The 22,090-nt window shown below is 43.4% G+C and carries 19 protein-coding genes and 1 other annotated feature; of the genes, 7 read left to right on the top strand and 12 right to left on the bottom strand.

Annotated elements, in window-relative coordinates; genetic code table 11:
- Positions 1-16 precede the first annotated feature (16 nt).
- The 3 genes from thiI to ezrA all read right to left on the bottom strand — a co-directional run bounded on the left by thiI (position 17) and on the right by ezrA (position 4,136).
- Positions 17-1,213: a tRNA uracil 4-sulfurtransferase ThiI gene (thiI, locus tag BA724_RS11115; RefSeq protein ID WP_069938742.1), complete on the bottom strand. Its 1,197-nt coding sequence runs from the start codon at positions 1,211-1,213 to the stop codon at positions 17-19.
- The gene (locus BA724_RS11110) at positions 1,210-2,352 is read right to left on the bottom strand and encodes a cysteine desulfurase family protein (RefSeq protein WP_069938741.1); all 1,143 of its coding nucleotides are present in this window, start codon (positions 2,350-2,352) and stop codon (positions 1,210-1,212) included. Before BA724_RS11110 ends, thiI begins: the two co-directional genes overlap by 4 nt.
- 92 nt (positions 2,353-2,444) lie before the next feature.
- Positions 2,445-4,136: a septation ring formation regulator EzrA gene (gene ezrA, locus BA724_RS11105; protein WP_169818542.1), complete on the bottom strand. Its 1,692-nt coding sequence runs from the start codon at positions 4,134-4,136 to the stop codon at positions 2,445-2,447.
- A 208-nt stretch (positions 4,137-4,344) separates the two neighbouring features.
- Here ezrA and hisJ point away from each other — a divergent pair, with 208 nt between their 5' ends.
- The 3 genes from hisJ (at position 4,345) to rpsD (ending at position 6,479) form a co-directional block, all read left to right on the top strand.
- Positions 4,345-5,157 (top strand): histidinol-phosphatase HisJ, encoded by an 813-nt coding sequence (hisJ, locus tag BA724_RS11100; protein ID WP_069938740.1) that lies wholly within the window; start codon positions 4,345-4,347, stop codon positions 5,155-5,157.
- Positions 5,158-5,159: 2 nt separating this feature from the next.
- Positions 5,160-5,639: a GAF domain-containing protein gene (locus BA724_RS11095; protein ID WP_069938739.1), complete on the top strand. Its 480-nt coding sequence runs from the start codon at positions 5,160-5,162 to the stop codon at positions 5,637-5,639.
- Positions 5,640-5,876: 237 nt separating this feature from the next.
- A complete protein-coding gene (gene rpsD, locus BA724_RS11090) occupies positions 5,877-6,479 on the top strand; it encodes a 30S ribosomal protein S4 (protein WP_069938738.1) in 603 nt (200 codons plus the stop codon).
- A 439-nt stretch (positions 6,480-6,918) separates the two neighbouring features.
- On the opposite strand, the gene tyrS is transcribed toward rpsD, so the two are convergent.
- Positions 6,919-8,199 carry a tyrosine--tRNA ligase gene (tyrS, locus tag BA724_RS11085; RefSeq protein WP_069938737.1) on the bottom strand — a complete coding sequence of 427 codons (1,281 nt, stop codon included), beginning with the start codon at positions 8,197-8,199 and terminating at the stop codon, positions 6,919-6,921.
- A 42-nt stretch (positions 8,200-8,241) separates the two neighbouring features.
- Positions 8,242-8,461, bottom strand: a binding site (T-box leader).
- A 115-nt stretch (positions 8,462-8,576) separates the two neighbouring features.
- Positions 8,577-10,295 carry an acetate--CoA ligase gene (gene acsA, locus BA724_RS11080; RefSeq protein WP_069938736.1) on the bottom strand — a complete coding sequence of 573 codons (1,719 nt, stop codon included), beginning with the start codon at positions 10,293-10,295 and terminating at the stop codon, positions 8,577-8,579.
- A gap of 187 nt (positions 10,296-10,482) precedes the next feature.
- Between acsA and BA724_RS11075 the strand changes: the two genes are divergently transcribed.
- From BA724_RS11075 to BA724_RS11065, 3 genes are read left to right on the top strand one after another with little or no spacing between them, the layout of a single operon-like run.
- Positions 10,483-11,115, top strand: a complete 633-nt coding sequence (locus BA724_RS11075; RefSeq protein WP_069938735.1) for a GNAT family N-acetyltransferase — start codon at positions 10,483-10,485, stop codon at positions 11,113-11,115.
- An 18-nt stretch (positions 11,116-11,133) separates the two neighbouring features.
- Positions 11,134-11,781 (top strand): acetoin utilization AcuB family protein, encoded by a 648-nt coding sequence (locus tag BA724_RS11070; RefSeq protein ID WP_069938734.1) that lies wholly within the window; start codon positions 11,134-11,136, stop codon positions 11,779-11,781.
- Positions 11,778-12,938, top strand: a complete 1,161-nt coding sequence (locus BA724_RS11065; RefSeq protein WP_069938733.1) for an acetoin utilization protein AcuC — start codon at positions 11,778-11,780, stop codon at positions 12,936-12,938. Before BA724_RS11070 ends, BA724_RS11065 begins: the two co-directional genes overlap by 4 nt.
- A 91-nt stretch (positions 12,939-13,029) precedes the next feature.
- Here BA724_RS11065 and ccpA read toward each other — a convergent pair whose 3' ends face one another.
- The 5 genes from ccpA to BA724_RS11040 form a co-directional block, all read right to left on the bottom strand.
- Entirely contained in the window at positions 13,030-14,028 is a 999-nt protein-coding gene (gene ccpA / locus BA724_RS11060; RefSeq protein ID WP_069938732.1) for a catabolite control protein A, read from the bottom strand.
- A gap of 78 nt (positions 14,029-14,106) precedes the next feature.
- Positions 14,107-15,183, bottom strand: coding sequence for a bifunctional 3-deoxy-7-phosphoheptulonate synthase/chorismate mutase (locus BA724_RS11055; protein ID WP_069938731.1), 1,077 nt, complete (start codon positions 15,181-15,183; stop codon positions 14,107-14,109).
- A 223-nt stretch (positions 15,184-15,406) separates the two neighbouring features.
- On the bottom strand, positions 15,407-15,727 hold the full coding sequence (ytxJ, locus tag BA724_RS11050; RefSeq protein WP_069938730.1) for a bacillithiol system redox-active protein YtxJ: 321 nt from the start codon (positions 15,725-15,727) through the stop codon (positions 15,407-15,409).
- A 50-nt stretch (positions 15,728-15,777) separates the two neighbouring features.
- Positions 15,778-16,488 (bottom strand): YtxH domain-containing protein, encoded by a 711-nt coding sequence (locus tag BA724_RS11045; RefSeq protein WP_069938729.1) that lies wholly within the window; start codon positions 16,486-16,488, stop codon positions 15,778-15,780.
- A 32-nt stretch (positions 16,489-16,520) separates the two neighbouring features.
- Entirely contained in the window at positions 16,521-17,003 is a 483-nt protein-coding gene (locus tag BA724_RS11040; protein WP_069938728.1) for a DUF948 domain-containing protein, read from the bottom strand.
- A 159-nt stretch (positions 17,004-17,162) separates the two neighbouring features.
- Between BA724_RS11040 and BA724_RS11035 the strand changes: the two genes are divergently transcribed.
- Positions 17,163-18,278: an aminopeptidase gene (locus BA724_RS11035; protein WP_069938727.1), complete on the top strand. Its 1,116-nt coding sequence runs from the start codon at positions 17,163-17,165 to the stop codon at positions 18,276-18,278.
- 61 nt (positions 18,279-18,339) lie between these two features.
- Here the strand turns inward: BA724_RS11035 and murC are convergent, their stop codons facing one another.
- Positions 18,340-19,635 (bottom strand): UDP-N-acetylmuramate--L-alanine ligase, encoded by a 1,296-nt coding sequence (gene murC / locus BA724_RS11030; protein WP_069938726.1) that lies wholly within the window; start codon positions 19,633-19,635, stop codon positions 18,340-18,342.
- Between the two features lie 157 nt (positions 19,636-19,792).
- A complete protein-coding gene (locus tag BA724_RS11025) occupies positions 19,793-22,015 on the bottom strand; it encodes a DNA translocase FtsK (protein WP_069938725.1) in 2,223 nt (740 codons plus the stop codon).
- Positions 22,016-22,090: the final 75 nt, after the last annotated feature.

Genomic DNA, 22,090 nt, shown 5'->3' with positions numbered 1-22,090 from the left:
AAACTGGCGCGGTCTTTTATAACAAGTCATCCATTTCCGATTCGTTGTTCGGAAGCAGAATCGTTTCCGTTGATCGAACGGCTTCATCAATCAACGGATCGAAATCTAAAAAGCTTTCAAAAAATTGGACTTTTTCCGTTTTCGGCTTTGTTTTTGGTGCTGCCGGTGTAAAAATCGTACAACAGTCTTCAAATGGTAAAATTGAAATGTCATGCGTGCCGATTTTGCGTGCAATATTCATAATGTCAAGCTTGTCCGTTGCAATTAGCGGCCGAAGAACCGGCGTGTTGGTTACATCATTAATGGCCGCCATGCTCTCCATTGTTTGGCTGGCTACTTGCCCGAGGCTTTCTCCAGTAACAATGGCCAAGGCACCCGTCTGCTCACGAATGCGATCTGCGATCCGCATCATAATCCGCCGTGTCGATGTCATCGTATAGTTTTCCGGCACTTGCTTATGAATTGTTTCCTGAATATGTGTAAATGGAACGATATGCAGCCGGACATTCCCGCCGTATGTTGTCAGCACATTGGCTAAATCGATCACTTTTTGCTTTGCCCGGTCACTCGTATAGGGCGGGCTGAAAAAGTGAACGGCTTCAATTTCAACACCGCGTTTCATCATCATGTAGCCGGCAACCGGGCTGTCGAGTCCACCTGATAATAGCAGAATTGCTTTTCCGGCAGCACCGGCTGGCATCCCTCCCGCTCCAGGAATCGTTTCAGACGATAAATAAACGGCCTCTGCCCGAACTTCAACTGTTAATATAAAATCCGGATGACGCACATCAACCGTTAAGTCATTCGTTTCACGTAAAACATGTCCGCCAATTTCATGATTTAATTCATGTGTATCCAGTGGAAATTGCTTGTCGGCGCGGCGTGTATTCACTTTAAATGAAGCCGGTTTTCCGTTCATCGCTTTTTCAACAAGAGAAAGGGCTGCTTCTTTCATTTCATCTAGATCCTGTGTTGTTTTCACAACCGGGCTGAATGACTGAATGCCTGACACGTGCATAAGCTTTTCTTTTACATCGTCGAACGATGCGCCATTTAAATAAAGAAACATGCGGTCACGCTGTGCTTCCACCTGAATGCGGTCGTCTTTTAAAAGGCGCTTAATATTTGTTTTCATTTTATTTGTAAATTTACTCCGGTTTCGTCCTTTCGTCGACATTTCGCCGTAACGGATCAATACGCGGTCATACTTCATGTTCGTTCATTCCTTTTTTTTGCGAGCGCTGGAGTGATTCGATCCAGCGCTTCGATAAATTGTTCAGCTTCCTGCAATGTATTGCGGGATGACAAGCTAATGCGAATGGCGGAAGCAGCCAGGTCACTATTTACATTCATTAATTGCAGTGTACGACTCGGCTTTGTCTGTTTGGAGGAACAAGCACTTGTTGTTGAGACAATGATGCCTTCCTGCTCCAGAGCGTGCACGAGCACCTCCCCTTTTATGCCTGGCAAAGATACATTCAAAATATGTGGTGCGGCCTCACCAATGGGTGTGTGAATAACAATGTTTGAGCGGGCAGCGAGTTCATCATAAATCCAGCGGGTGATGCGTTTAACCGGATCCATATTCGTTTCCATTACAAGACGTGCCGCTTTTGCTAATGACGCGGCTCCGGCTGTGTGTTCTGTTCCGCTGCGAAAACCACTTTCCTGCCCGCCGCCCGACAGCAGCGGAGCAAGTTGAACATTACTCTGCTTGTATAAAAAGCCGGTTCCGTTTAATCCGTGCAGCTTATGACCGGATACAGACATAAGATGTATACCGGATTTATTTAAGTCGAGTGGCACTTTTCCAAATCCCTGTACCGCATCAACATGAAAAAGCGTCTGCGGATAATGTTGAAGCATTTGGCCAATCCCTTCTATCGGCTGCACTGCACCGGTTTCATTGTTCACATGCATGACCGATACAAGGATTGTTTCATTCGTCATCGCTCGTTTAATGTCTGCTATGTCGATTACACCATTCGCTTTTGGTTTTACATATGTGACCTGAAATCCTTCTTTTTCAAGATCCCTGCACGCTTCAAATACAGATGGATGTTCGATTGCGGTCGTAACAATATGCTGCCCTCTGCTTTTATAAAAATGTGCCGCGCCTTTAATCGCCAGGTTATTCGATTCTGTCCCGCCCGATGTAAAAATAATCTCCTGGGCAGAAACCCTGCACAGCGCTGCAATTTGGCCGCGCGCTTTCTCAAGAAACCGTTCTGCTTCCATTCCCGGATAATGAAGTGACGATGGATTCGCAAAAAAACGTGTGCTTGCTTTTATAAATGTATCAAGTACCGATTGATCCGGCATCGTTGTTGCACTATTGTCGAAATAAATCATATGCGCTGCTCCTTACTTTTTTCACTTATCCATGTTAGCACATTGACATAAAAAAAGCCGCCTCTTTTTCTCGAGACGGCTCTGCTTTATTGCTATTCTTCTTTGTATTGGGCATCGAACTTTTTCAACCCTTTTGAATCGACTTTATCGATGGCTGTCGCGCAGAGTTCCAGCGCTTTGCTATAGTCCGCCTGGCGAAAAGCGATTTCTGCTTCATTGAGTTTCGGCTCAATATTCGGATGTGTCCGGCGATACCGGTTGCCAAATTGAATCATTCGTTCAGCAAGCGTCACTTGTTCAATCAGTTCATCCGTTTTATTCGCAAGGTGATCAATCGATCCATTTGCTGCATTGAGCTGTTCCCGCACCGCTTTCATGTTCAATGGCTTTTCATTCAAGTATGTGTTCGCTTCTTGAATACGTACCCGGGCGTCTTCACTCATCTCCCGATAGTAATCTGGAACACCTGGCAAGTTGCTTTGTTTTACTTTTCGGGTAATGTGCTGCAATCGTTTCCGAAGTGTCTGCAGCTCCTCGGTCGCTTCCACTTCATCTTTTCGAAGCGTTTGAAGAAAAGCAGCAAACCCTTTTTGTTCTTTTTTCAGCTCTTTTATACGCGCTTGAATTTCTTTTAATTCATCATGAAGAAATGAATACGCCGTTTTTTCGCCTTGAATTCGGCCATGTAAAATTTCATATTGTTTTTCCAGATGATAAATTTCTTCCTTCAATCTTTTTGGCACATCTGATTCTTCTCCGTCAAGCTGATAGCTTTGCTTAACGAGATCGGTTTCTTCCATTAATTCATTATTATGCTCACTGATTCCTTCTATAACGATACCTGTTTCTCCTTCATCCTTTAACACATGATGCTTTGCCATTACTTCTTTTTCCAGCAGATCATAGAAAAATTCAATGCTGTCTTTTGCGTCAGATACAATTAACTCCGTTTCCGCCACTTCTGTTTTCATAAGAAAATCACGGCAGCGACCCAAATCTTCTTTTAAAGCCGCCACTTCTTTTTCAATTTCCAAATGGTCCAACAAATAGCCATCCTGTTTCATTTCTTTATAGCCATGTTCAATCTCAGACAACTGCGCGGGTATTGTATGATTTACTTCTGTCATTAACACAGGAATCCGAGCCATTTTATGTTCCATAGCGTCCATTTCTGTTTGAATTTCCATCAATAGTTCCCTTGCTTCAAGGTAGTTTCCGTCTTCCGTTAAATCCGCAAATTTTTCAAAACGGCCGGTGATGGCATCGAGCTGCACTTCAAGCACAGGCGCTGCTTTTCCAAACGTATGACGATGAGCAAGAAGACGCTTTTTTGCTTCACGCTGGCGTGTGTGCATATCCTCGCCTTCAGCTCGGTTTTTTTCTTCACTGCCAACGAGCTGCTCAAGCTCAGATAAAATGCTGTTTACTTTTTTTTCGATTTGGCTGAGACGGCTTTCGATCTCTTTATTTATTTTTTTTGCAGCACCAAATCGAAATTTGTCGACCAGGTCTTCCGAAGTGAACAATTTTTCGTCCACGGCAGGGATATCAACCGTTACGATTTCATCCCATTCCGCCCGCCACCTGTCAAACAAAGCCTCTGTCTGGCCTATCATGTTAAGGCGCTTTACTTTAGCCAGTTCTTCATGGACTGGGCGATGAAGCAGCTCCGTTTTTTTCATGTCAAGCTGATCGATCTCAGTTGCATTTCTTTTTCTGCTGACCATCGCATAAATGGAAAAAATAAGTACGACAATGATCGCTCCAATGACGAATTCCACCATCATAAGCCCCCTCGTAACAACGAATAAATAGTATGTATAGAAAGAAAACGCCTCATTGCGCCTTTTCGTTCAATTGCGTATAATTTCACTAATATTAATAATAGCATGATTGATCCTATTTTTGATGGGAACTTACGTTTTTTCATCCACTTTTCGCAAAAAAATGTCAAAATCATTGCTGTTTTCAAAGAAAAAGGAGTTTTTTCGCATGCTTAGAGACGGACATATTCATACATTGTACTGCCCGCACGGCTCAAATGATTCATTAAAACAGTATATTGAACGTGCGATTGAGCTTGGTTTTTCAGAATTGACCTTTACAGAACATGCGCCGCTTCCGGAAACCTTTATCGATCCTGCCCCTGCCCGTGACAGCTCAATGCGAAAAACAGATCTTGAACAGTATTTAAAAGCGCTAGAAAGCGTTAAAAAGCAGTATGCTTCTTCTTTAAAAATCAATGCAGGTCTTGAAGTTGATTTTATTTCCGGGTTTGAAGAAGAAACCACTCAGTTTTTGGCGGAATACGGCTCTTTCTTGGATGATTCTATACTATCTGTTCATTTTCTTCCACTAAACGGCCAGTTTGTTTGTATTGATTTCAGCGAAGAAGAATTTGGACGCATCACACAAGAAGCCGGATCAATTGAATTTGTGTACGAATTGTACTATGATACCGTCTTACAGTCGATTCAAGCCGACCTTGGCGCATTTAAACCGTCCCGGATCGGGCACATAACACTCGTACGTAAATTTCAGCATATGTTTCATTGTACAAAATCATTTGATCTGCACATAGAGCGTATTTTACAGGCCGTAAAACGTGCGGGCTATTCACTGGATTACAACGGAGCCGGTTTTGTCAAGCCATTATGCCGGGAAACATACCCGCCTGTTCACATTGCCCGGGCCGCTCATTCGCTTGGCATTCCTCTCATTTACGGATCAGATGCACACGCGGCGGCCGGAATTGGGCAGGGACTAGAACAAATTGATCGTACTTTAATAGAAGGAAGTGTATAAATATGTTTCAAACTGCCGCTTATTCTGGCACAAAAGCTGAACAATATTCACTCGCAAACAAGCAATTAGAGGCACTGCTTGCTGGCGAAGAAAATCAAATCGCTAATTTAAGTAACGCTTCGGCGCTCCTCGGACAATTTTTGCCTCGCATTAACTGGGTCGGATTTTATTTAAATGATGGACAAGAACTCGTGCTTGGCCCTTTTCAAGGACTACCAGCCTGCGTACGCATTCCATTTGGCAAAGGCGTCTGCGGCACAGCGGCTTTTGAACGCAAAACAATGCGGATTGAAGATGTCCATGCGTTTCCCGGTCATATCGCCTGCGATGCAGCCTCACGTTCTGAAATTGTTATCCCGATCATCAAAAATGGTGAACTACTGGGCGTTCTTGATATCGACAGCCCCGAAACAAACCGTTTTGATGAAGAAGATGAAAAAGGACTTGTCCACTTTGCTGAAACACTGGTCCGCTTTTTATAATAAAAGGTTGACAGCAATTTTCACGCGTTATATACTATTCTTTGTGTAAAATAAATGCAGCCTATGTGTACGCTGTTTAGATGTCATTTTGTTTCTTTGTCCGGCATGATCCGGAAAAGGGGCATCGTGTAACCCGTTGCTGCAGGGCGATGGTGCATGAAAACAAAATGTGCTGATAGTTTGTCACACCGGTTTTTATTTTACAACAAAATAAAAACATAGAGGAGGAGTCATTCAATGGCTCGTTACACTGGTCCAAGCTGGAAATTATCCCGCCGTCTCGGCATTTCACTAAGCGGTACAGGTAAAGAAATCGAAAAACGCCCTTACGCTCCAGGTCCACACGGCCCGAATCAGCGTAAAAAAATGTCTGAATACGGACAACAACTTCAAGAAAAACAAAAACTTCGTCACATGTACGGCGTGACTGAGCGTCAATTCCGTAACTTGTTTGACCGCGCTGGCAAACTAAAAGGCGTATACGGTGAAAACTTCATGATTCTTCTTGAATCACGTCTTGATAACCTTGTATACCGTTTAGGTCTTGCCCGTACTCGCCGTCAAGCTCGTCAGCTTGTTAACCATGGTCACATCACTGTTGATGGAAAACGTCTTGACATTCCATCATACCAAGTGAAAATTGGTCAAACAATTGGCGTTCGCGAAAAATCAAACAACTTTGCTATCATCAAAGAAGCAGTTGAAGTAAACAACTTCGTACCTGACTACTTGACATTTGATGCTGACAAACTTGAAGGAACTTTCACACGTCTTCCTGAGCGTTCTGAATTGCCGGCAGAAATTAACGAAGCGCTTATCGTTGAGTTCTACTCACGTTAATTCAATCGCTTTATAGAATTACTTTTAAAAAAACCGCAAAACATTGATATAACAATGTTTTGCGGTTTTTTGTTTTTTTCCCTTATGCAGAGTCTGAACAAATGATTGGGGCACCCTTACTCCATAAGAAGCGATAAAAATGGACTATTGCTTTCTAAACTAAAAAGCTGTTAAGAAAGCCTTAACAGCCTGAAACCACAATAGCGAAGATTGGATAAAATACTAGGCTTAAAGATAAAACAAAAATCAAGGCTGCATGTAAAAGAAAACCTGTATTTATGTTCCCTCAATAAGCGTTATCCCAAAATAACCCCATTAGCATTGCTAATATAAAAATGCTAATGGCAACATAATAAATTTTATAATTGATCTTCGTTAGTTCTATTTTCATTATGACTCCTTGCCCCGCTGCGCATCGAACTCATCACCGACATGTTGTTTACTCATTGATATTCTGATGGTTATTGTACTGGATTAAAAAGTATTTCTTTTTCCCGCGGCGGATTACTGTAAATCGACCGTCCATTTTGTCTGCCTCCGTTAAAACATAAGCAGTGTCTATCATTTTATCACCATTGATCGAAACAGCTCCATTTTGCACGTCCTCCCGCGCCTGCCGCTTTGATGGGGAAATTTTCGCCTCTACCAGTAGGTCAATGATATTGGGAATCTCCCCTTCTACCGTATAGCTTGGAACATCTTTTAATCCTTGCTCAATTTCAGCAGCTGATAAAGACTTGATCTCACCACTAAACAAAGCTTTTGTAATATTGATGGCCTGATCCAGTGCACCTTGTCCGTGGATCAGGCGTGTCATTTCTTCCGCAAGCGCTTTTTGCGCTTTACGTAGATGCGCTTCTTCATTTACAGATGCTTCTAACGCTTCAATTTCTTCCTTTTGGAGGAACGTGAATATTTTCAAGTACCGAACAACGTCGGCATCCGCCGTGTTAATCCAGAACTGGTAAAATTCATACGGAGACGTTTTCTCAGGATCAAGCCAGACCGCACCGCTTTCTGTTTTTCCAAATTTCGTTCCATCCGATTTCGTCACGAGCGGAATAGTAAAACCAAATGCCTGCTCACCTTCCGGATTCATTTTCCGAATCATCTCTAAACCGGTCGTAATATTGCCCCATTGGTCACTTCCGCCAATTTGCATCCGGCAGTTATGATTTTTGTGCAAATAGTAAAAATCCATCGCCTGTAAAATCGTGTAGGCGAATTCTGTAAATGAAATTCCACTCTCTAATCGGGAAGACACAGTATCTTTCGCCAGCATATAGTTAACACCAATATTTTTCCCGAAATCGCGCAGGAACGTTACCACATCCATCGAGCCAATCCAATCGTAGTTATTGACTAGAATCGCCCCATTGTCGCCTTCTACCGAGAAAATTTTCTCCAGCTGTGCACGCAGGCCATCGACATTTTTTTGCACCTGATCCATCGTCTGAAGCGTCCGCTCTTCTTTTTTTCCGCTCGGATCACCGATTGTACCGGTTGCTCCTCCCACTAAAACGATTGGTTTATGGCCATGATTTTGAAAACGACGCAGCGTTAAAAATGGCAGCAAGTGACCGATATGCATACTGTCCGCTGTCGGGTCTACACCGCAGTACAGAGCGATTTTTTCACTATCCAGCAATTTTGCAATGCCTTCTTCATCCGTCTGCTGATAAACAATACCTCGCCACTTTAAGTCTTCTAATAATTCCATTTTATCTTCTCCTTTTTAAACAAAAAACGCCCCTGCAATATATGCAGGGACGCTATTTATGCGCGGTACCACCCAAGCTTGAGAAAACAAACATATTCTCCACTCAACACCGGTTAACGACGGTGGACGTCAGCCGCTACTAATTGTTCACGGTGAAAGCTCCTGGAGGTAATTCATCTCACTGTTTGTGCTTTCTTCCACCAGCCGAAAGCTCTCTGTATAACAGGGACAGCAGACTACTTATTCCGTTCATTGCTTTGTTTATTAAATATAAATCAAATTGTAGCGATCAAATTTCCTTTTGTCAAACGTAAATTTGCTTTTGTACCCATTAAAAAGATGCTCCGCTATAGACTGAGCATCAGCCAAAGCACAGATTAATCTTCCATTGTCGACAAGTCACCTGTTGGAAGATCAAGTTCCCACGCTTTCAAGACACGGCGCATAATTTTACCGGAGCGCGTTTTCGGAAGCTTGTCACGGAACTCAATTTCCCGAGGTGCCGCATGTGCTGCAAGACCGTTTTTCACGAATTGGCGAATTTCTTCTTTTAAGTCATCCGACTGCTCGTAGCCATCACGCAGCGCAATAAACGCTTTAATGATTTCACCACGCACCGGATCCGGTTTTCCGATTACGCCCGCTTCGGCAATTGCCGGGTGCTCAACGAGTTTGCTTTCAACTTCAAATGGACCAACGCGCTCGCCGGCTGTCATAATAACGTCATCAACACGGCCCTGGAACCAGAAATACCCATCTTCATCCATATAAGCAGAATCGCCTGATACATACCAGTCACCCGGCATAAAGTAAGATTCATACTTTGCTTCGTTGTTCCAAATTGTCGCCATCATGGATGGCCAGCCTTTTTTAATGGCCAAATTGCCCATCCGGTTCGGCGGCAGCTCGTTCCCCTGATCATCGACAATCGCCGCTTTCACACCAGGAATCGGCTTGCCCATTGAACCCGGGCGAATATCCATTGCCGGATAATTGCAAATAACTTGAGCGCCGGTTTCCGTCATCCACCATGTGTCATGAATGCGAAGGTCAAATACTTTTTTGCCCCAGCGGACCACTTCAGGGTTAAGCGGCTCACCAACGCTCAAAATATGGCGCAATGATGAAAGATCGAACTTCTTCACTACTTCATCACCAGCACCCATCAACATACGGAATGCTGTCGGTGCGCTGTACCAAACGGTTACTTTATATTCTTCGATTGTTCCATACCATGCTTCCGGACTGAAGCGTCCCCCAACAATGACGTTTGTTGAGCCCGTCAGCCAAGGACCAAAGATGCCATAGGCTGTTCCTGTAACCCAGCCAGGATCGGCCGTGCACCAGTATACGTCGTTTTCCTGAAGGTCAAGAACCCATTTTGCTGTCTGGTACTGCTGAATCATTGCATTATGTACGTGTAAAACGCCTTTAGGCTTTCCTGTTGAGCCGGATGTATAATGAAGCAGCATGCCGTCATTGCGGTCCACCCATTCAATATCAAATTGGTCCGACGCTTCTTTCCATTTTGTCATAAAATCAACGTGCTTATCATTTTCCTCCACATTGTCTGATACAATGAATACTTTCTCCAGCTTCGGCAAATCACCCACTGGGATACGCTCCAGCAAATCAGGTGTTGTAATAATCATTCGTGCTTCGCTGTCCTCAAGACGATCGCGTACGGCGCCTTCCATAAATGCTTCAAACAATGGCCCGACGATTGCACCGGCTTTAATTGCACCAAGCACCGCAAAATACAATTCCGGCGAACGTGGCATAAAGATGAAAACGCGATCTCCTTTTTCTATGTTTCCGTACTGTTTTAAAACATTGGCTGCTTTATTCGAATTCGCTTTCATTTCTGCAAATGTGTATTGTTCATTGCGGTTTGCATCACGATAATAAAGCGCCACTTTATTCTTTCTTTCAGATTCGGCATGACGGTCGATCGCTTCATAAGCCGCATTTACTTTGCCTGTTTCAGCCCAAGAAAAAGCTTTCTCAGTTTCTTTCCAGTCAAAAGAAGAGTACACGTCATCATAACTTGTTAAATTATAATTTCCTTGTATAGCTGATAGCGCTTCCAATTTCATAAACCGATTCCCCCTTATGTATGGTTAATACCCCCCTATTATATAACACTTCAAAATTTTTCACAATTTATTCAAAATTAATTTTGTTAAGATTTTATTGATTCTCTGAATATTTAGTGAAAACGCTTTATTTTAAAGGTGATTATGTATAATGTAGGGTATATATGATTATGAAGGTGGTGACCTAATGGAGCATCGTAAAACGTATTATTCGAAAGAAGTGGAAACACCGGCCGGGCCACTCATTATTGAAGGTCCAATCCCACCCGAAAAGCTGATGCAATATGAATTTCATGAAGGTCTTGTTGCATTCCGCCAGCCCGAACAGCAGCACGAGGCATTAATCGGCATTGCAAATCTTCCCGAAGGCCGCATCATTATTGCCAGAAGTGGCAGCACTATTGTTGGATACGTTACATTTTTATATCCAGATCCACTTGAACGCTGGTCAGAAGCAAAGCTTGATAATTTAATTGAACTCGGTGCGGTTGAAGTCGCTTCTGAGTACCGGGGAGCGAGTGTCGGCCAGACGATGCTGCGCGTTGCGATGATGGATGATCAAATGGAAGAGTACATTACGATTACAACAGAATATTACTGGCATTGGGATTTAAAAGGAACTGGATTAAACGTTTGGGATTACCGAAAGATTATGGAAAAAATGATGAGTGCGGGCGGGCTTGTCTGGTATGCAACAGATGATCCGGAAATCAGTTCCCATCCGGCAAACTGTTTAATGGTCCGAATTGGCGCGCGAGTAGACCAGGAATCCATTCAGAAATTCGATCAGATTCGTTTTATGAACCGTTTTATGTATTGAGAAAGGGGGAGCTTACAGGTGATTGTTGAAGAAATAATGAATATTGATATACATACACTTACACCTGATGATACAATCGCGGCGGCTTTGCAGCTTTGCCGTGACCATAAAATCCGTCATATTCCAATTTTAAACGCTGAAGGGCTGCTCGTCGGACTTGTCACAGATCGGGATATTAAGGATGCAACTCCGTCTATTTTAAAACAGGAAAATGGTGTGGAAGAGTTAAATAAGCCTCTTCGTCTAATTATGGAAACAAACGTTGTTACCGGCCACCCACTTGATTTTGTAGAGGATGTTGCGGCAACGTTTTACGAGCACAACATCAGCTGCCTGCCTGTCGTTCAAAATAACGAAGTAATCGGACTGGTGACTGAAACGGACGTTCTCAACACATTCGTTGAATTAACCGGTGTTCATCAGCCTGGTTCCCGGATTGAAATTCGTGTTGAAAACAAAGCCGGCGTTTTATTTGATATTTTACAAGTGCTGCGTCACAGACGTGTGAATGTGCAAAGCGTTCTTGTTTATCCGGATCGTGATGCAGAGACGCACAAAGTCATTGTACTGCGCATTCGAACAATGAATCCGGTCGGGGTGATCGATGATTTAAAAAAAGCGGGCCATCAGGTGCTTTGGCCAAATATGCCAGGGGTTTGTACATGAATCACGATGCCGTTTTTGTGCATTCTGATCAACTATTGCGTTACCGCTTTTCAGAAAATCACCCTTTCAACCAATTTCGTCTTACATTAGCGATTGATTTGCTGCGCCAGCTGGGAGCGCTTGATGACAGCCAAATCATTGAACCGCGTATGGCAACAGATAAAGAACTAACGCTTATTCACGACCCTGAATATGTAGAAGCTGTTAAAAAAGCCGGGCGTGGTGAATTATCCGAAGCTGCCGGAGAAGGGTATGGCCTTGGCACGGAGGATACACCGATGTTTAAAGACATGCACGAAGCAAGTGCGCTCCTTGTTGGCGGCACGCTGACAGCTGCTGATCAAGTGATGACAGACAAGGCGAACCACGCTATTCATCTTGGAGGCGGTCTGCATCATGGCTTTCGCGGGAAAGCTTCGGGCTTTTGCATTTATAACGACAGCTCTGTAGCCATAAAATACTTGCAGGAAAAATACAATGCCCGTGTTTTGTATGTTGATACAGATGCTCATCATGGTGATGGTGTACAATGGTCATTTTACGACGATCCTGAAGTAGCTACTTATTCTATTCATGAGACAGGCCGGTACCTTTTTCCTGGAACAGGAAACGTAAATGAACGGGGGCACGGTCATGGATATGGGTATTCCTTTAATGTGCCGCTAGATGCTTTTACAGAAGACGAATCGTGGCTGTCTTCTTATGAAACATCGCTCCGTGAAGTCGCTCATTTTTTCAAACCGGATGTCATTTTAACTCAAAATGGGGCAGATGCTCATTACTATGATCCTTTAACCCATTTATCGGCGACCATGAACATTTACAAACGAATTCCCGCACTTGCTCATGAACTTGCTCATGAGTATTGTGACGGCCGTTGGATCGCTGTTGGAGGCGGCGGATATGATATATGGCGTGTTGTGCCGCGTGCCTGGTCCCTTCTTTGGCTGGAGATGAGCGGACAGCAACAATTGACCCAATCATTCCCAAAAGAATGGATCACAAAATGGCAGCCGAAAGCACCTCACCCTCTCCCTTCTTCTTGGACAGATCCAGACGATATGTATCCGGCCATCCCAAGAAAAAGCGAAATTATGGAAAAAAACCAGCTGACAGTCGATAAGCTTCTTTACCCGCTTCGTGACCAAACAAAATAGCCGGACAAACACAGTTCAATCCTTGGGCTGTGTTTGTCCGGCTTCTTCTGTTAGATTTGGATCTGTAATAATTATTTTGACACGCTTTGTATTATGCTTTTGTTGAACCGCGTTTTTCAATACGGTGTGGCAGAACAACAACCGGATTTTCAACTTCTTCTTTATTCATAAGTTTCGTCAGTAAACGCATAGCAACGGCACCGATATCATACAATGGCTGTGCGACTCCTGTCAGCTGCGGACGTGCCATAAGCGATAATTTTGTCGAATCAAAGCTGATCACCTCAAGATCATCTGGTACGGTCAAGCCGGCATCCTGAGCCCCGTGAACGACACCAAGTGCCATTTCATCGTTGTAAACGAATATAGCAGTTGGCTTCTCGCCTGCTTCATTTAATTTTTCCCACGCTTCAATGCCAGAATCATACGTGTAATCTCCCTCGACAACAAGCGATTCATCGTAAATGCCCACTTCTTCAAGCGTTTCTTTATACGCAGCAAGCGCATACTCCGTGTTGATAACATCCTGGAAAGGGCTGGCTACGTAAGCAATACGCTTATGTCCGCCATCAATGAGCGACTGAACAACTTCACGGGCTGCTTCTTTATAATCGATATTCACTGACGCGGTTTTTCCAGATTTTTCAACAGATCCCGCGAGCACAACCGGCACAGGTGAACGTTCAAATTCTTTTACATGCTCATCATTAATATGATTGCCCATAAAAATAAGACCATCAACCTGCTTGCCAAGCATGGTTTGAATCAAGCGCATTTCTTTTTCTTCATTTTGGTCAGAGTTGCTTAAAATAATGTTGTATTTATACATTGTCGCAATATCTTCAATACCACGCGCAAGCTCCGCATAAAAAATATTCGAAATATCCGGGATAATTAAGCCGACAGTTGTCGTTTTTTTGCTCGCAAGTCCACGGGCAACCGCATTTGGGCGATAACCTAAGCGTTCAATGACATCGTTCACTTTCTTTCTTGTGGCCGGCTTTACATTTGGATTTCCGTTTACCACGCGTGACACTGTTGCCATCGACACGCTTGCTTCTCTTGCTACATCATAAATCGTAATATTCATGGGGTAATTGCTCCTTTTGGTTTCTTTCTTTCTATATTAACGAAAAAAGGCTCCTGTGCAAACACAGGAGCCTGAATTTTATGCTTTTACTGGAACAGATTTTAAAATTTCATCGTAAAATTCATCAAATTGTTGCAAATTCATCTGCTGCGCTGCATCTGAAAGGGCAACGGCCGGATCCGGATGAACTTCTGCCATAATACCATCCGCACCGATCGCGATGCCTGCTTTTGCAGCTGGAAGAAGAAGATCACGGCGTCCTGTTGAATGTGTCACATCAACGAATACCGGAAGATGCGTTTCCTGCTTCAAGATTGGCACGGCCGTAATATCGAGCGTGTTGCGTGTCGCACGCTCATATGTGCGAATACCGCGTTCACAAAGGATTACCTGGTCATTTCCTTGAGCAAGGATGTATTCAGCCGCATTGATAAATTCGTCGATTGTTGCTGCCAAGCCGCGTTTTAAAAGAACTGGCTTTTTGACAGAACCCGCTGCTTTTAATAATTCGAAGTTTTGCATGTTGCGCGCACCGATTTGAATAACATCAATGTACTCACAAGCTGTTTCAATATCAGCTGGATTAACGATTTCGCTGACAACCGCTAGATCAAATTCATCTGCCACACGCTTCAAAATTTTCAATCCTTCAAGGCCGAGCCCTTGGAAATCGTATGGAGATGTACGTGGCTTGTATGCCCCGCCGCGAATCATTTTCAGGCCTTTTCCTTTAATGGATTTCGCGACTTCTGCTACCTGCTCGTATGATTCAACTGCACATGGACCAAAAACGAATGTAACATTTCCGTCACCCACTTTATGCCCGCGCACTGTGACAACTGTATCTTCTTGTTTCTTTTTCCGTGAAACAAGAAGTGCTTTACGATGGTCATCTTCTTGAAGCTCAAGACCTGCTTTAAAGATTTCTTTAAAAATATGTTCAACAGTGGACCGTTCAAACGGTCCATCATTTTTTTCCAGCAAATTATTAAGCATTGAGCGCTCGCGGACCGGATCATAACGATTGACACCTTGTTTTTCTTTTACGCGTCCGATTTCCTGTACAAGCTCTGCGCGTTCATTAATTAATTTTAGCAGTTGAACGTTCATTTCGTCCACCCTGCTTCTTAGCTGTTCTAATTCTTGGTTGCTCACATTTCTCATCCTTCCGCAAGTAGATATTCAAAATTTTCTCGCAATTCTTTATGAAAAAATAACGATGTTTCTGTATTTAATATGTTTGTTGCGAACTATTACGGTTATTATAAATCATCCATATGGAAAAGTCACGAAAAAGTTGCTTTACTTCTTAAACGCTTTTAAGTGTTAAAGCATTAAAGTATGAAAAATCCTGAACGAAAGACGTTCAGGATTTTTTTTAATTTACTGAGTCAAGTTGATCTTTCGTAATTTTCCAATGCGATTCATTCCATGCTGGCTGTCCTTCTTTAAAATAAATAACCTGTGGTGATTCATGGCGGATATTTGTCACTTGAGCGATATGATTCGATAATTCACGCGCTTCCTGGACGGCCAAATATACACCCTTTTTATCAGATCCTGAATCTTCCATGAAAGATTGATACGCCTCATAAGCTGCTGCGCTAACCGGACATGTCGTACTATGTTTTAATAAAAAGAATGGCTCATTGCTTTCAACAAGTTCCTCAAATTCTGCGATGTTGATAATTTTTTCCATACTTAAGACTCCTTTTAAATGTGAAAAGCTGGACCAAGTCCAGCCTTTCATTACTTGTTATTAGGTTTTTTACTTTGATTGTTATTGTTGTTATTGTTGTTATTGTTGTTGTTGTTGTTGGTACTTTTATTCGTGTTATTTAATCCGCCATTTTTCTTTGTTTCATTAATTCCTTTGTCAGCGGGATCAGACCATCCTTCTGATTTTGATGAAGAACCGCCTTTTGCTTTTTCCGCTTCATCAAATGCCTTTTTCGTTTCATCAAGCTTTGTTTTTGCTGTGTCAGCCGTTGTATCTACTTTATCCTTTACAGCTTCCGCTACGTTATCTACTACAGACTTTGCTTCTTCTTTTTTGTCTTCTGCTTTTTCTGAAACACTTGAACTAGAGCCATCAGATGATTTTATCGATTTTACTTTATCCACAATAGCCGTCGATTTTTCCTGTACGGCACTTGTCAGCGTGGACGTTTTGTCTTTTGCTGTATCTGTCAATCCGCTCGCACGCTCTTTTAACGAGCTGGCTTGTGAATTTAAGTCGCTGCGAAACTCAGTTCCTGATTTAGGCGCCATCATAAGCGCAGCTGCTGCCCCGACGAACGCTCCGAATAATGCCCCGATGATGAAATCTTTTGTGTTGATTGTATCTTCATACGGATAACGATCCGCATTTAAATCAAAACTGTCGTATTGTGGCTGCTGCGGTGAATTAACTTCGTTTTTCTTGATGTTAAATTGGTCATATGTGTTTTTGTTTCTCATAAGTAAAACGCTCCTCTTTTATTTATTCTTTTTTATTGATTGTTTTTATAAGCTGGTACAGGAAGAGCTTCCGCACGAACAGCCGGTGGCTGCGCATCGGTTTTTTGTTTATCTTCCTTGAACTTTTCAACCATTTGTTTCACTACATTCCCCCACTGAACAGCCTGGGAAATCTTATATTGATTTTTTTCCATTTGTGAAGCAACAGTCGTTGTCACTTTTTTCAATGAATGATTCAAGTTATGAACAGACGAACCGACATCTTTCACAGCATAGACGACTGTATTCAGCTGTTCGGTTTTGTGCTGTACATCTTCCGCTAATGCATTTGTTTTATGTAGCAGCTCTGCGGTTTCCGCCGTCACATCTTTTAATTGCCCTTCCAGGCGGTCTACTGTACGAGACAGCGTGTCGAGCGTATTGTCGACTGATTTTAATGTTTTAGACAAGTTAATGACTAAAATTAAAAACGCGATCGCCGCAATAGCCGCGCTTAAATAAAGAATAATTTCCACTCCGGGACACCTCCAACGTTTGTTTATGTAATAAAATTACCCAGTGCTTATAATTATAAACACTAATTTATGTATTTCTTTTTTTGCTATAGAATTTCCTTCTTTTTGCACAAATTTTTAGGAAACCTTACAATGGGGAAGACTAGGAGGAGGATTTTGATGAAAGATTCACGTATTCAAACACTTGCAGCCAATTTAATTAACTATTCATGCCAAATTCAGCCGGGTGAAAAAGTGCTGATTGAAAACTTCGGTCTGCAGCGCGAACTTGTAACCGCGCTCGTGGATGAAGCTTACAAAGCGGGCGGCTGGCCATATGTGCTGTTAAAAGACCACCGGGTAGACCGATCCCTTTTAATGGGTGCCCAAGAAGGCCAGTACGATTTAATGGCTGATTTTGAAGCGAATGTTATGCAAGAAATGGACGCTTATATCGGTCTTCGTGCTGGAGACAATATAAATGAGCAGGCAGATGTACCGTCAGAGAAAGTGAAAATTCATGGTAATACGATCGGCAAAAAGGTGCATCGTGACATTCGGGTGCCAAAAACGAAATGGGTTGTGCTCCGCTATCCGACTTCATCAATGGCCCAGCTTGCCAAAATGAGCACTGATGCATTTGAAGATTTTTATTTTGATGTATGCAACCTTGATTACAGCAAAATGGACGCAGCGATGGAGCCGCTTGTCTCCTTAATGAACCGGACGGATAAAGTACAGTTGAAAGGGCCGGGAACCGATTTAACGTTTTCCATTAAGGACATTCCCGCCATCAAATGCGCCGGCCGCTTGAATATTCCAGACGGGGAAGTTTATACAGCTCCTGTACGTGATTCCGTCAATGGAGTAATTTCATATAACACGCCTTCTCCCTATAACGGTTTTACGTTTGAAAATGTTAAGCTGCGGTTTGAGAACGGAAAAATCATTGATGCGCATGCAAACGATGTGACGCGAATTAATGAGATTTTCGATACAGATGAAGGCGCACGCTTTGTGGGAGAATTTGCAATTGGTGTTAACCCTCACATTCTACATCCGATGCAGGATATACTTTTTGATGAAAAAATCGACGGCAGCTTTCACTTTACACCAGGTGAATGCTATGAAGAAGCGTATAACGGCAACCATTCTAATATTCATTGGGATATAGTCAACATTCAGCGTCCGGAATACGGCGGCGGTGAAATTTGGTTTGATGACGTGCTGGTTCGTAAAGATGGACGATTTATACTGCCAGAATTAGAAGGTTTGAATCCGGAAAACTTAAAATAAGTAGATTTTTGCCCGCAAAAAAACGCCCTTTGCCGGAGATTGGCAAAAGGCGTTTTTTCCGTTAAGCAAGCTCTTCGTAAGCTGCCTGAAACTTTTGAATGTCACCGGCGCCCATAAAAATAAGGACGCTGTCTTTATGTTCTTTCAATATGGATGTGCCCTCTTCTTTGATCAAACGCGCTCCAGGAATTTTGCTCTGAAGGTCCTCAATTGTCAGCTTGCCGTGATTTTCGCGGGCTGACCCGAAAATGTCGCATAAATAAACCGCATCCGCTTTATTTAAGCTGTCCGCGAATTCATCGAGAAACGTTTGCGTACGCGAAAATGTATGGGGCTGAAACACAGCTATGATTTCACGATTCGGGTATTTTTGACGAGCCGCATTGACAGTCGCGCGAATCTCTGTCGGATGATGAGCGTAGTCATCAATCAGCACCTGGCTGCCTGCTTGTTTCTCGGAAAAACGGCGTTTTACACCTGAAAATGTCAGCAAGCGTTCTTTTACAATGTCTGTATCGATTTCTTCGTAATGGCAAAGCCCAATGACAGAAAGCGCGTTTAAGACATTATGGTCTCCATAGCCAGGAATGCGGAACGTTGCGTAAAATTCATTCCGGACAAATACATCAAATGTCGTTCCATCTTCATCGAATGAAGTGTTGCGTGCCTGAAAATCATTTTCTTCTCCAAATCCGTAAAAAACAACCGGCACATTGGCTTGAATACCCTGTAAATATTCATCATCACCACATGCAAAAATACCTTTTTTTACCTGCATCGCCATTTTCTGGAATGCGGATACTACGTCCTGCACATCGGCAAAATAATCGGGATGATCAAAATCGATATTTGTCATAACCGCATAATCCGGCGAATAGGATAAAAAGTGTCGGCGGTATTCACATGCTTCAAACACAAAATATTCCGCTTCTTTCGCTCCACGCCCCGTTCCGTCCCCAATTAAGTAAGACGTCGGTGCTGCCCCACTTACAACGTGTGCCATTAAGCCGGTTGTCGACGTTTTTCCGTGTGATCCCGTAATCGCCACACTTGTAAAGTTTTGAATAAAATCGCCTAAAAATGTATGGTAACGAATAACCGGTACATCCATTTCTACGGCGCGTTTAATTTCTTCGTGATCATCTCCAAATGCATTTCCCGCAATGACGGTCATGCCCTTTTGAATATTGCTTTCGTTAAATGGCAAAATTAAAATGCCCGCTTCTTCAAGCGCTTTTTGTGTAAAAAATGTTTTTTCTACATCTGATCCCTGTACTGCATATCCTTTATCATGAAGAATATGAGCAAGGGCACTCATTCCAGAGCCTTTTATTCCAACAAAATGATAGGTTGTCATCATTAAACCTCCAGCATTCTCTAGCCTTTTACATGTAGTATATGTAGTGCCGTTCCATTTGAAACGGCTGGCAGTCAATCATTGCATTTGTTCATTATAGCACTTTTTTTAAAACGTGACTATTCCCCGAAAAAACCGGTGCAAAGGCACCGGTTTATCAATTGGATTCCTCTAAATAGGCAAAGAATTCTTCTTCTGAAACAAGAACTTCCCGAGGCCGTCCAGCCCTCTGTCCAGACACAAGCCCTTTCTCTTCCATCATTTCAATAAGACGTGCCGCCCTGTTATAGCCTACCTTTAAATTCCGCTGCAGCATAGAAGTGGAGGCGCCTCCCTGGCGGACAACGAGCTCACACGCTTCTTGGAACAGCTCGTCTTCCTCCTCGTGAATAGCTGCTTTTTGCAGCAGTTCCTCCTGTTTAAATAAATATTCCGGCTTTTGTTGTTCACTAACGAAGCGGACAGCTTCGTCAATTTCTTCATTTGTGACAAATGTTCCCTGCAGGCGGATCGATTCACTCGCGCCGTTATCTAAAAACAGCATATCGCCTTTTCCAAGCAGTTTTTCCGCACCTACTTTGTCCAGAATCGTACGCGAATCAATTTGTGAAGAAACAGAAAAAGCGATTCGTGTCGGGATATTTGCTTTAATTAAGCCGGTAATGACATCAACAGACGGACGCTGCGTAGCGACAATTAAATGAATGCCGCATGCACGTGCTTTTTGTGCAATCCGACAAATCGACTCCTCCACTTCTCCCGGCGCCATCATCATCAAATCCGCTAATTCATCAATGACAATAACGAGGTATGGCAAATGCGGCTCATTAAATTCAGATTGGCTTACTTTTTTGTTGTATGATGCCATGTCACGCACTCCGGCATGAACAAAGAGCTGATACCGTCGTTCCATCTCCTCTACGGCCCATTTAAGTGCAGCGGTAGCGGCTTTTACGTCGGTAATAACCGGGCTCGCTAAATGAGGAATGCCGTTATAAGGTGTAAGCTCGACCATTTTCGGATCAATCAGCAGCAGCTTCAACTCATGCGGAGCTGCCTTATATAAAAGACTGACTAAAATCGAATTAATGCAGACGCTTTTTCCAGATCCAGTTGCACCGGCGATTAATCCATGCGGCATTTTTTGCAAATCAAGCACGACTGGTGTCCCCGCAATATCAAGGCCAAGTGCTGAAGCAAGTGGAGACTTTGCCATTTGAAAACTGCTGTGCCCAATAATTTCACTAATAAAGACTGGCCGGCTCTCTTCATTTGGCAGTTCGATTCCAACGACTTGCGTACCTGGAATTGGAGCTTCAATTCGGATGGTCCGCGCGGCAAGGCTGCGTTTAATATCGTCTGTTAAACTGACAATCTTACTCACTTTTACACCGATTGCCGGTGTTACTTCAAAGCGTGTAATGGATGGTCCCGTTGTTACACCGGTAACATGGGCATTAATATTAAAACTCTTTAATGTTTCATTTAACAGTGCTGATTTTTCCTGTACCCACTTATCATCCGTTGTTTTTTTAGCAGGTGGTGTCAAAAACGACAGTGGCGGACGATCTATTCCGTCTGTTGGAACAGACGGAACGGGCGGAAGCGGTTTTTCTTCTTTCTGAGCGGGTGCCGGCTGCGGTTTTAAGGCCGGCTTGCTCATTTTTTCACGGTCTTTTTTCAGCATCACAACATTAAACGGCGAATGGCGCCGTTCACGCGGTTTTTCATTGCGTACAGCAGGCGGCGGAAGCTTACCGCTCTCATTATGGGCAGGTGCCGGCTTTTCCATCTGTGGGAGCGGCTGTTCAGACGGCATTTGCGCTTGTTCTTTTGGTACCGTTTTCGGCCGTTCAAGCGGTCGCTTTGCCTGCTCCTTCGTAAACAGAAGAAGCGGTTCATTTGTTTTTTCCCGCTCTTCGCTGCGGACGCTGCGCGCATCTTCTTTCACCGGACGAGCCCGGAATCCGTAAATCGGCGATGGAATCTCTGTCGGTTTAAACGGACGCGGCGCGACACGCGACGCGGGTGTATAGACCGGCTGGCGCGGCGGATGCTCACTGACTGACAGATCAGCTGTGGCTTCCTGTTTAGGTTCGGTCCGGTGCGAACGATTCCTGCGGCCTGGTACTTCTTCGTGATCGTTCCGCTTAACCGTCGGATACCGATACGCAACACGTGTTGAAATTTGTTGAACAGATGGAGTTAATGGGACAAACTGCTTTTGTGCCACCGGTTCAGAGAGTGTTAGGTGCTGTTCTTCCAGTTTCTCCGGCTGCGCTTCTTCTTGTTTTCTATCATTCGGTTTCGTTTCTTCATCATCTTCAATGATTTCGATTTCTTCTCTGAAATAGGAGAGAATTTTTTTAAACATGCTCATTCATAACCACTCTTTCTCCTTGAAGTCTTTTTCATTGTACCAACTATACACGATTTGTTAACAGAAAAACGACAT

This window comes from Domibacillus iocasae, assembly GCF_001750285.1.
Lineage (GTDB): Bacteria > Bacillota > Bacilli > Bacillales > Domibacillaceae > Domibacillus > Domibacillus iocasae.
The sequence above is the reverse complement of the archived record's forward strand: the minus strand, read 5'-3'. Positions and strand labels throughout refer to the sequence as shown.

Excerpts from the sequence above, each read along its gene's own strand:
- thiI (WP_069938742.1), bottom strand. The coding sequence starts at position 1,213 with ATGAAGTATGACCGCGTATTGATCCGTTACGGCGAAATGTCGACGAAA.
- BA724_RS11110 (WP_069938741.1), bottom strand. The coding sequence starts at position 2,352 with ATGATTTATTTCGACAATAGTGCAACAACGATGCCGGATCAATCGGTA.
- ezrA (WP_169818542.1), bottom strand. The coding sequence starts at position 4,136 with ATGGTGGAATTCGTCATTGGAGCGATCATTGTCGTACTTATTTTTTCC.
- hisJ (WP_069938740.1), top strand. The coding sequence starts at position 4,345 with ATGCTTAGAGACGGACATATTCATACATTGTACTGCCCGCACGGCTCA.
- BA724_RS11095 (WP_069938739.1), top strand. The coding sequence starts at position 5,160 with ATGTTTCAAACTGCCGCTTATTCTGGCACAAAAGCTGAACAATATTCA.
- rpsD (WP_069938738.1), top strand. The coding sequence starts at position 5,877 with ATGGCTCGTTACACTGGTCCAAGCTGGAAATTATCCCGCCGTCTCGGC.
- tyrS (WP_069938737.1), bottom strand. The coding sequence starts at position 8,199 with ATGGAATTATTAGAAGACTTAAAGTGGCGAGGTATTGTTTATCAGCAG.
- acsA (WP_069938736.1), bottom strand. The coding sequence starts at position 10,295 with ATGAAATTGGAAGCGCTATCAGCTATACAAGGAAATTATAATTTAACA.
- BA724_RS11075 (WP_069938735.1), top strand. The coding sequence starts at position 10,483 with ATGGAGCATCGTAAAACGTATTATTCGAAAGAAGTGGAAACACCGGCC.
- BA724_RS11065 (WP_069938733.1), top strand. The coding sequence starts at position 11,778 with ATGAATCACGATGCCGTTTTTGTGCATTCTGATCAACTATTGCGTTAC.
- ccpA (WP_069938732.1), bottom strand. The coding sequence starts at position 14,028 with ATGAATATTACGATTTATGATGTAGCAAGAGAAGCAAGCGTGTCGATG.
- ytxJ (WP_069938730.1), bottom strand. The coding sequence starts at position 15,727 with ATGGAAAAAATTATCAACATCGCAGAATTTGAGGAACTTGTTGAAAGC.
- BA724_RS11045 (WP_069938729.1), bottom strand. The coding sequence starts at position 16,488 with ATGAGAAACAAAAACACATATGACCAATTTAACATCAAGAAAAACGAA.
- BA724_RS11035 (WP_069938727.1), top strand. The coding sequence starts at position 17,163 with ATGAAAGATTCACGTATTCAAACACTTGCAGCCAATTTAATTAACTAT.
- murC (WP_069938726.1), bottom strand. The coding sequence starts at position 19,635 with ATGACAACCTATCATTTTGTTGGAATAAAAGGCTCTGGAATGAGTGCC.
- BA724_RS11025 (WP_069938725.1), bottom strand. The coding sequence starts at position 22,015 with ATGAGCATGTTTAAAAAAATTCTCTCCTATTTCAGAGAAGAAATCGAA.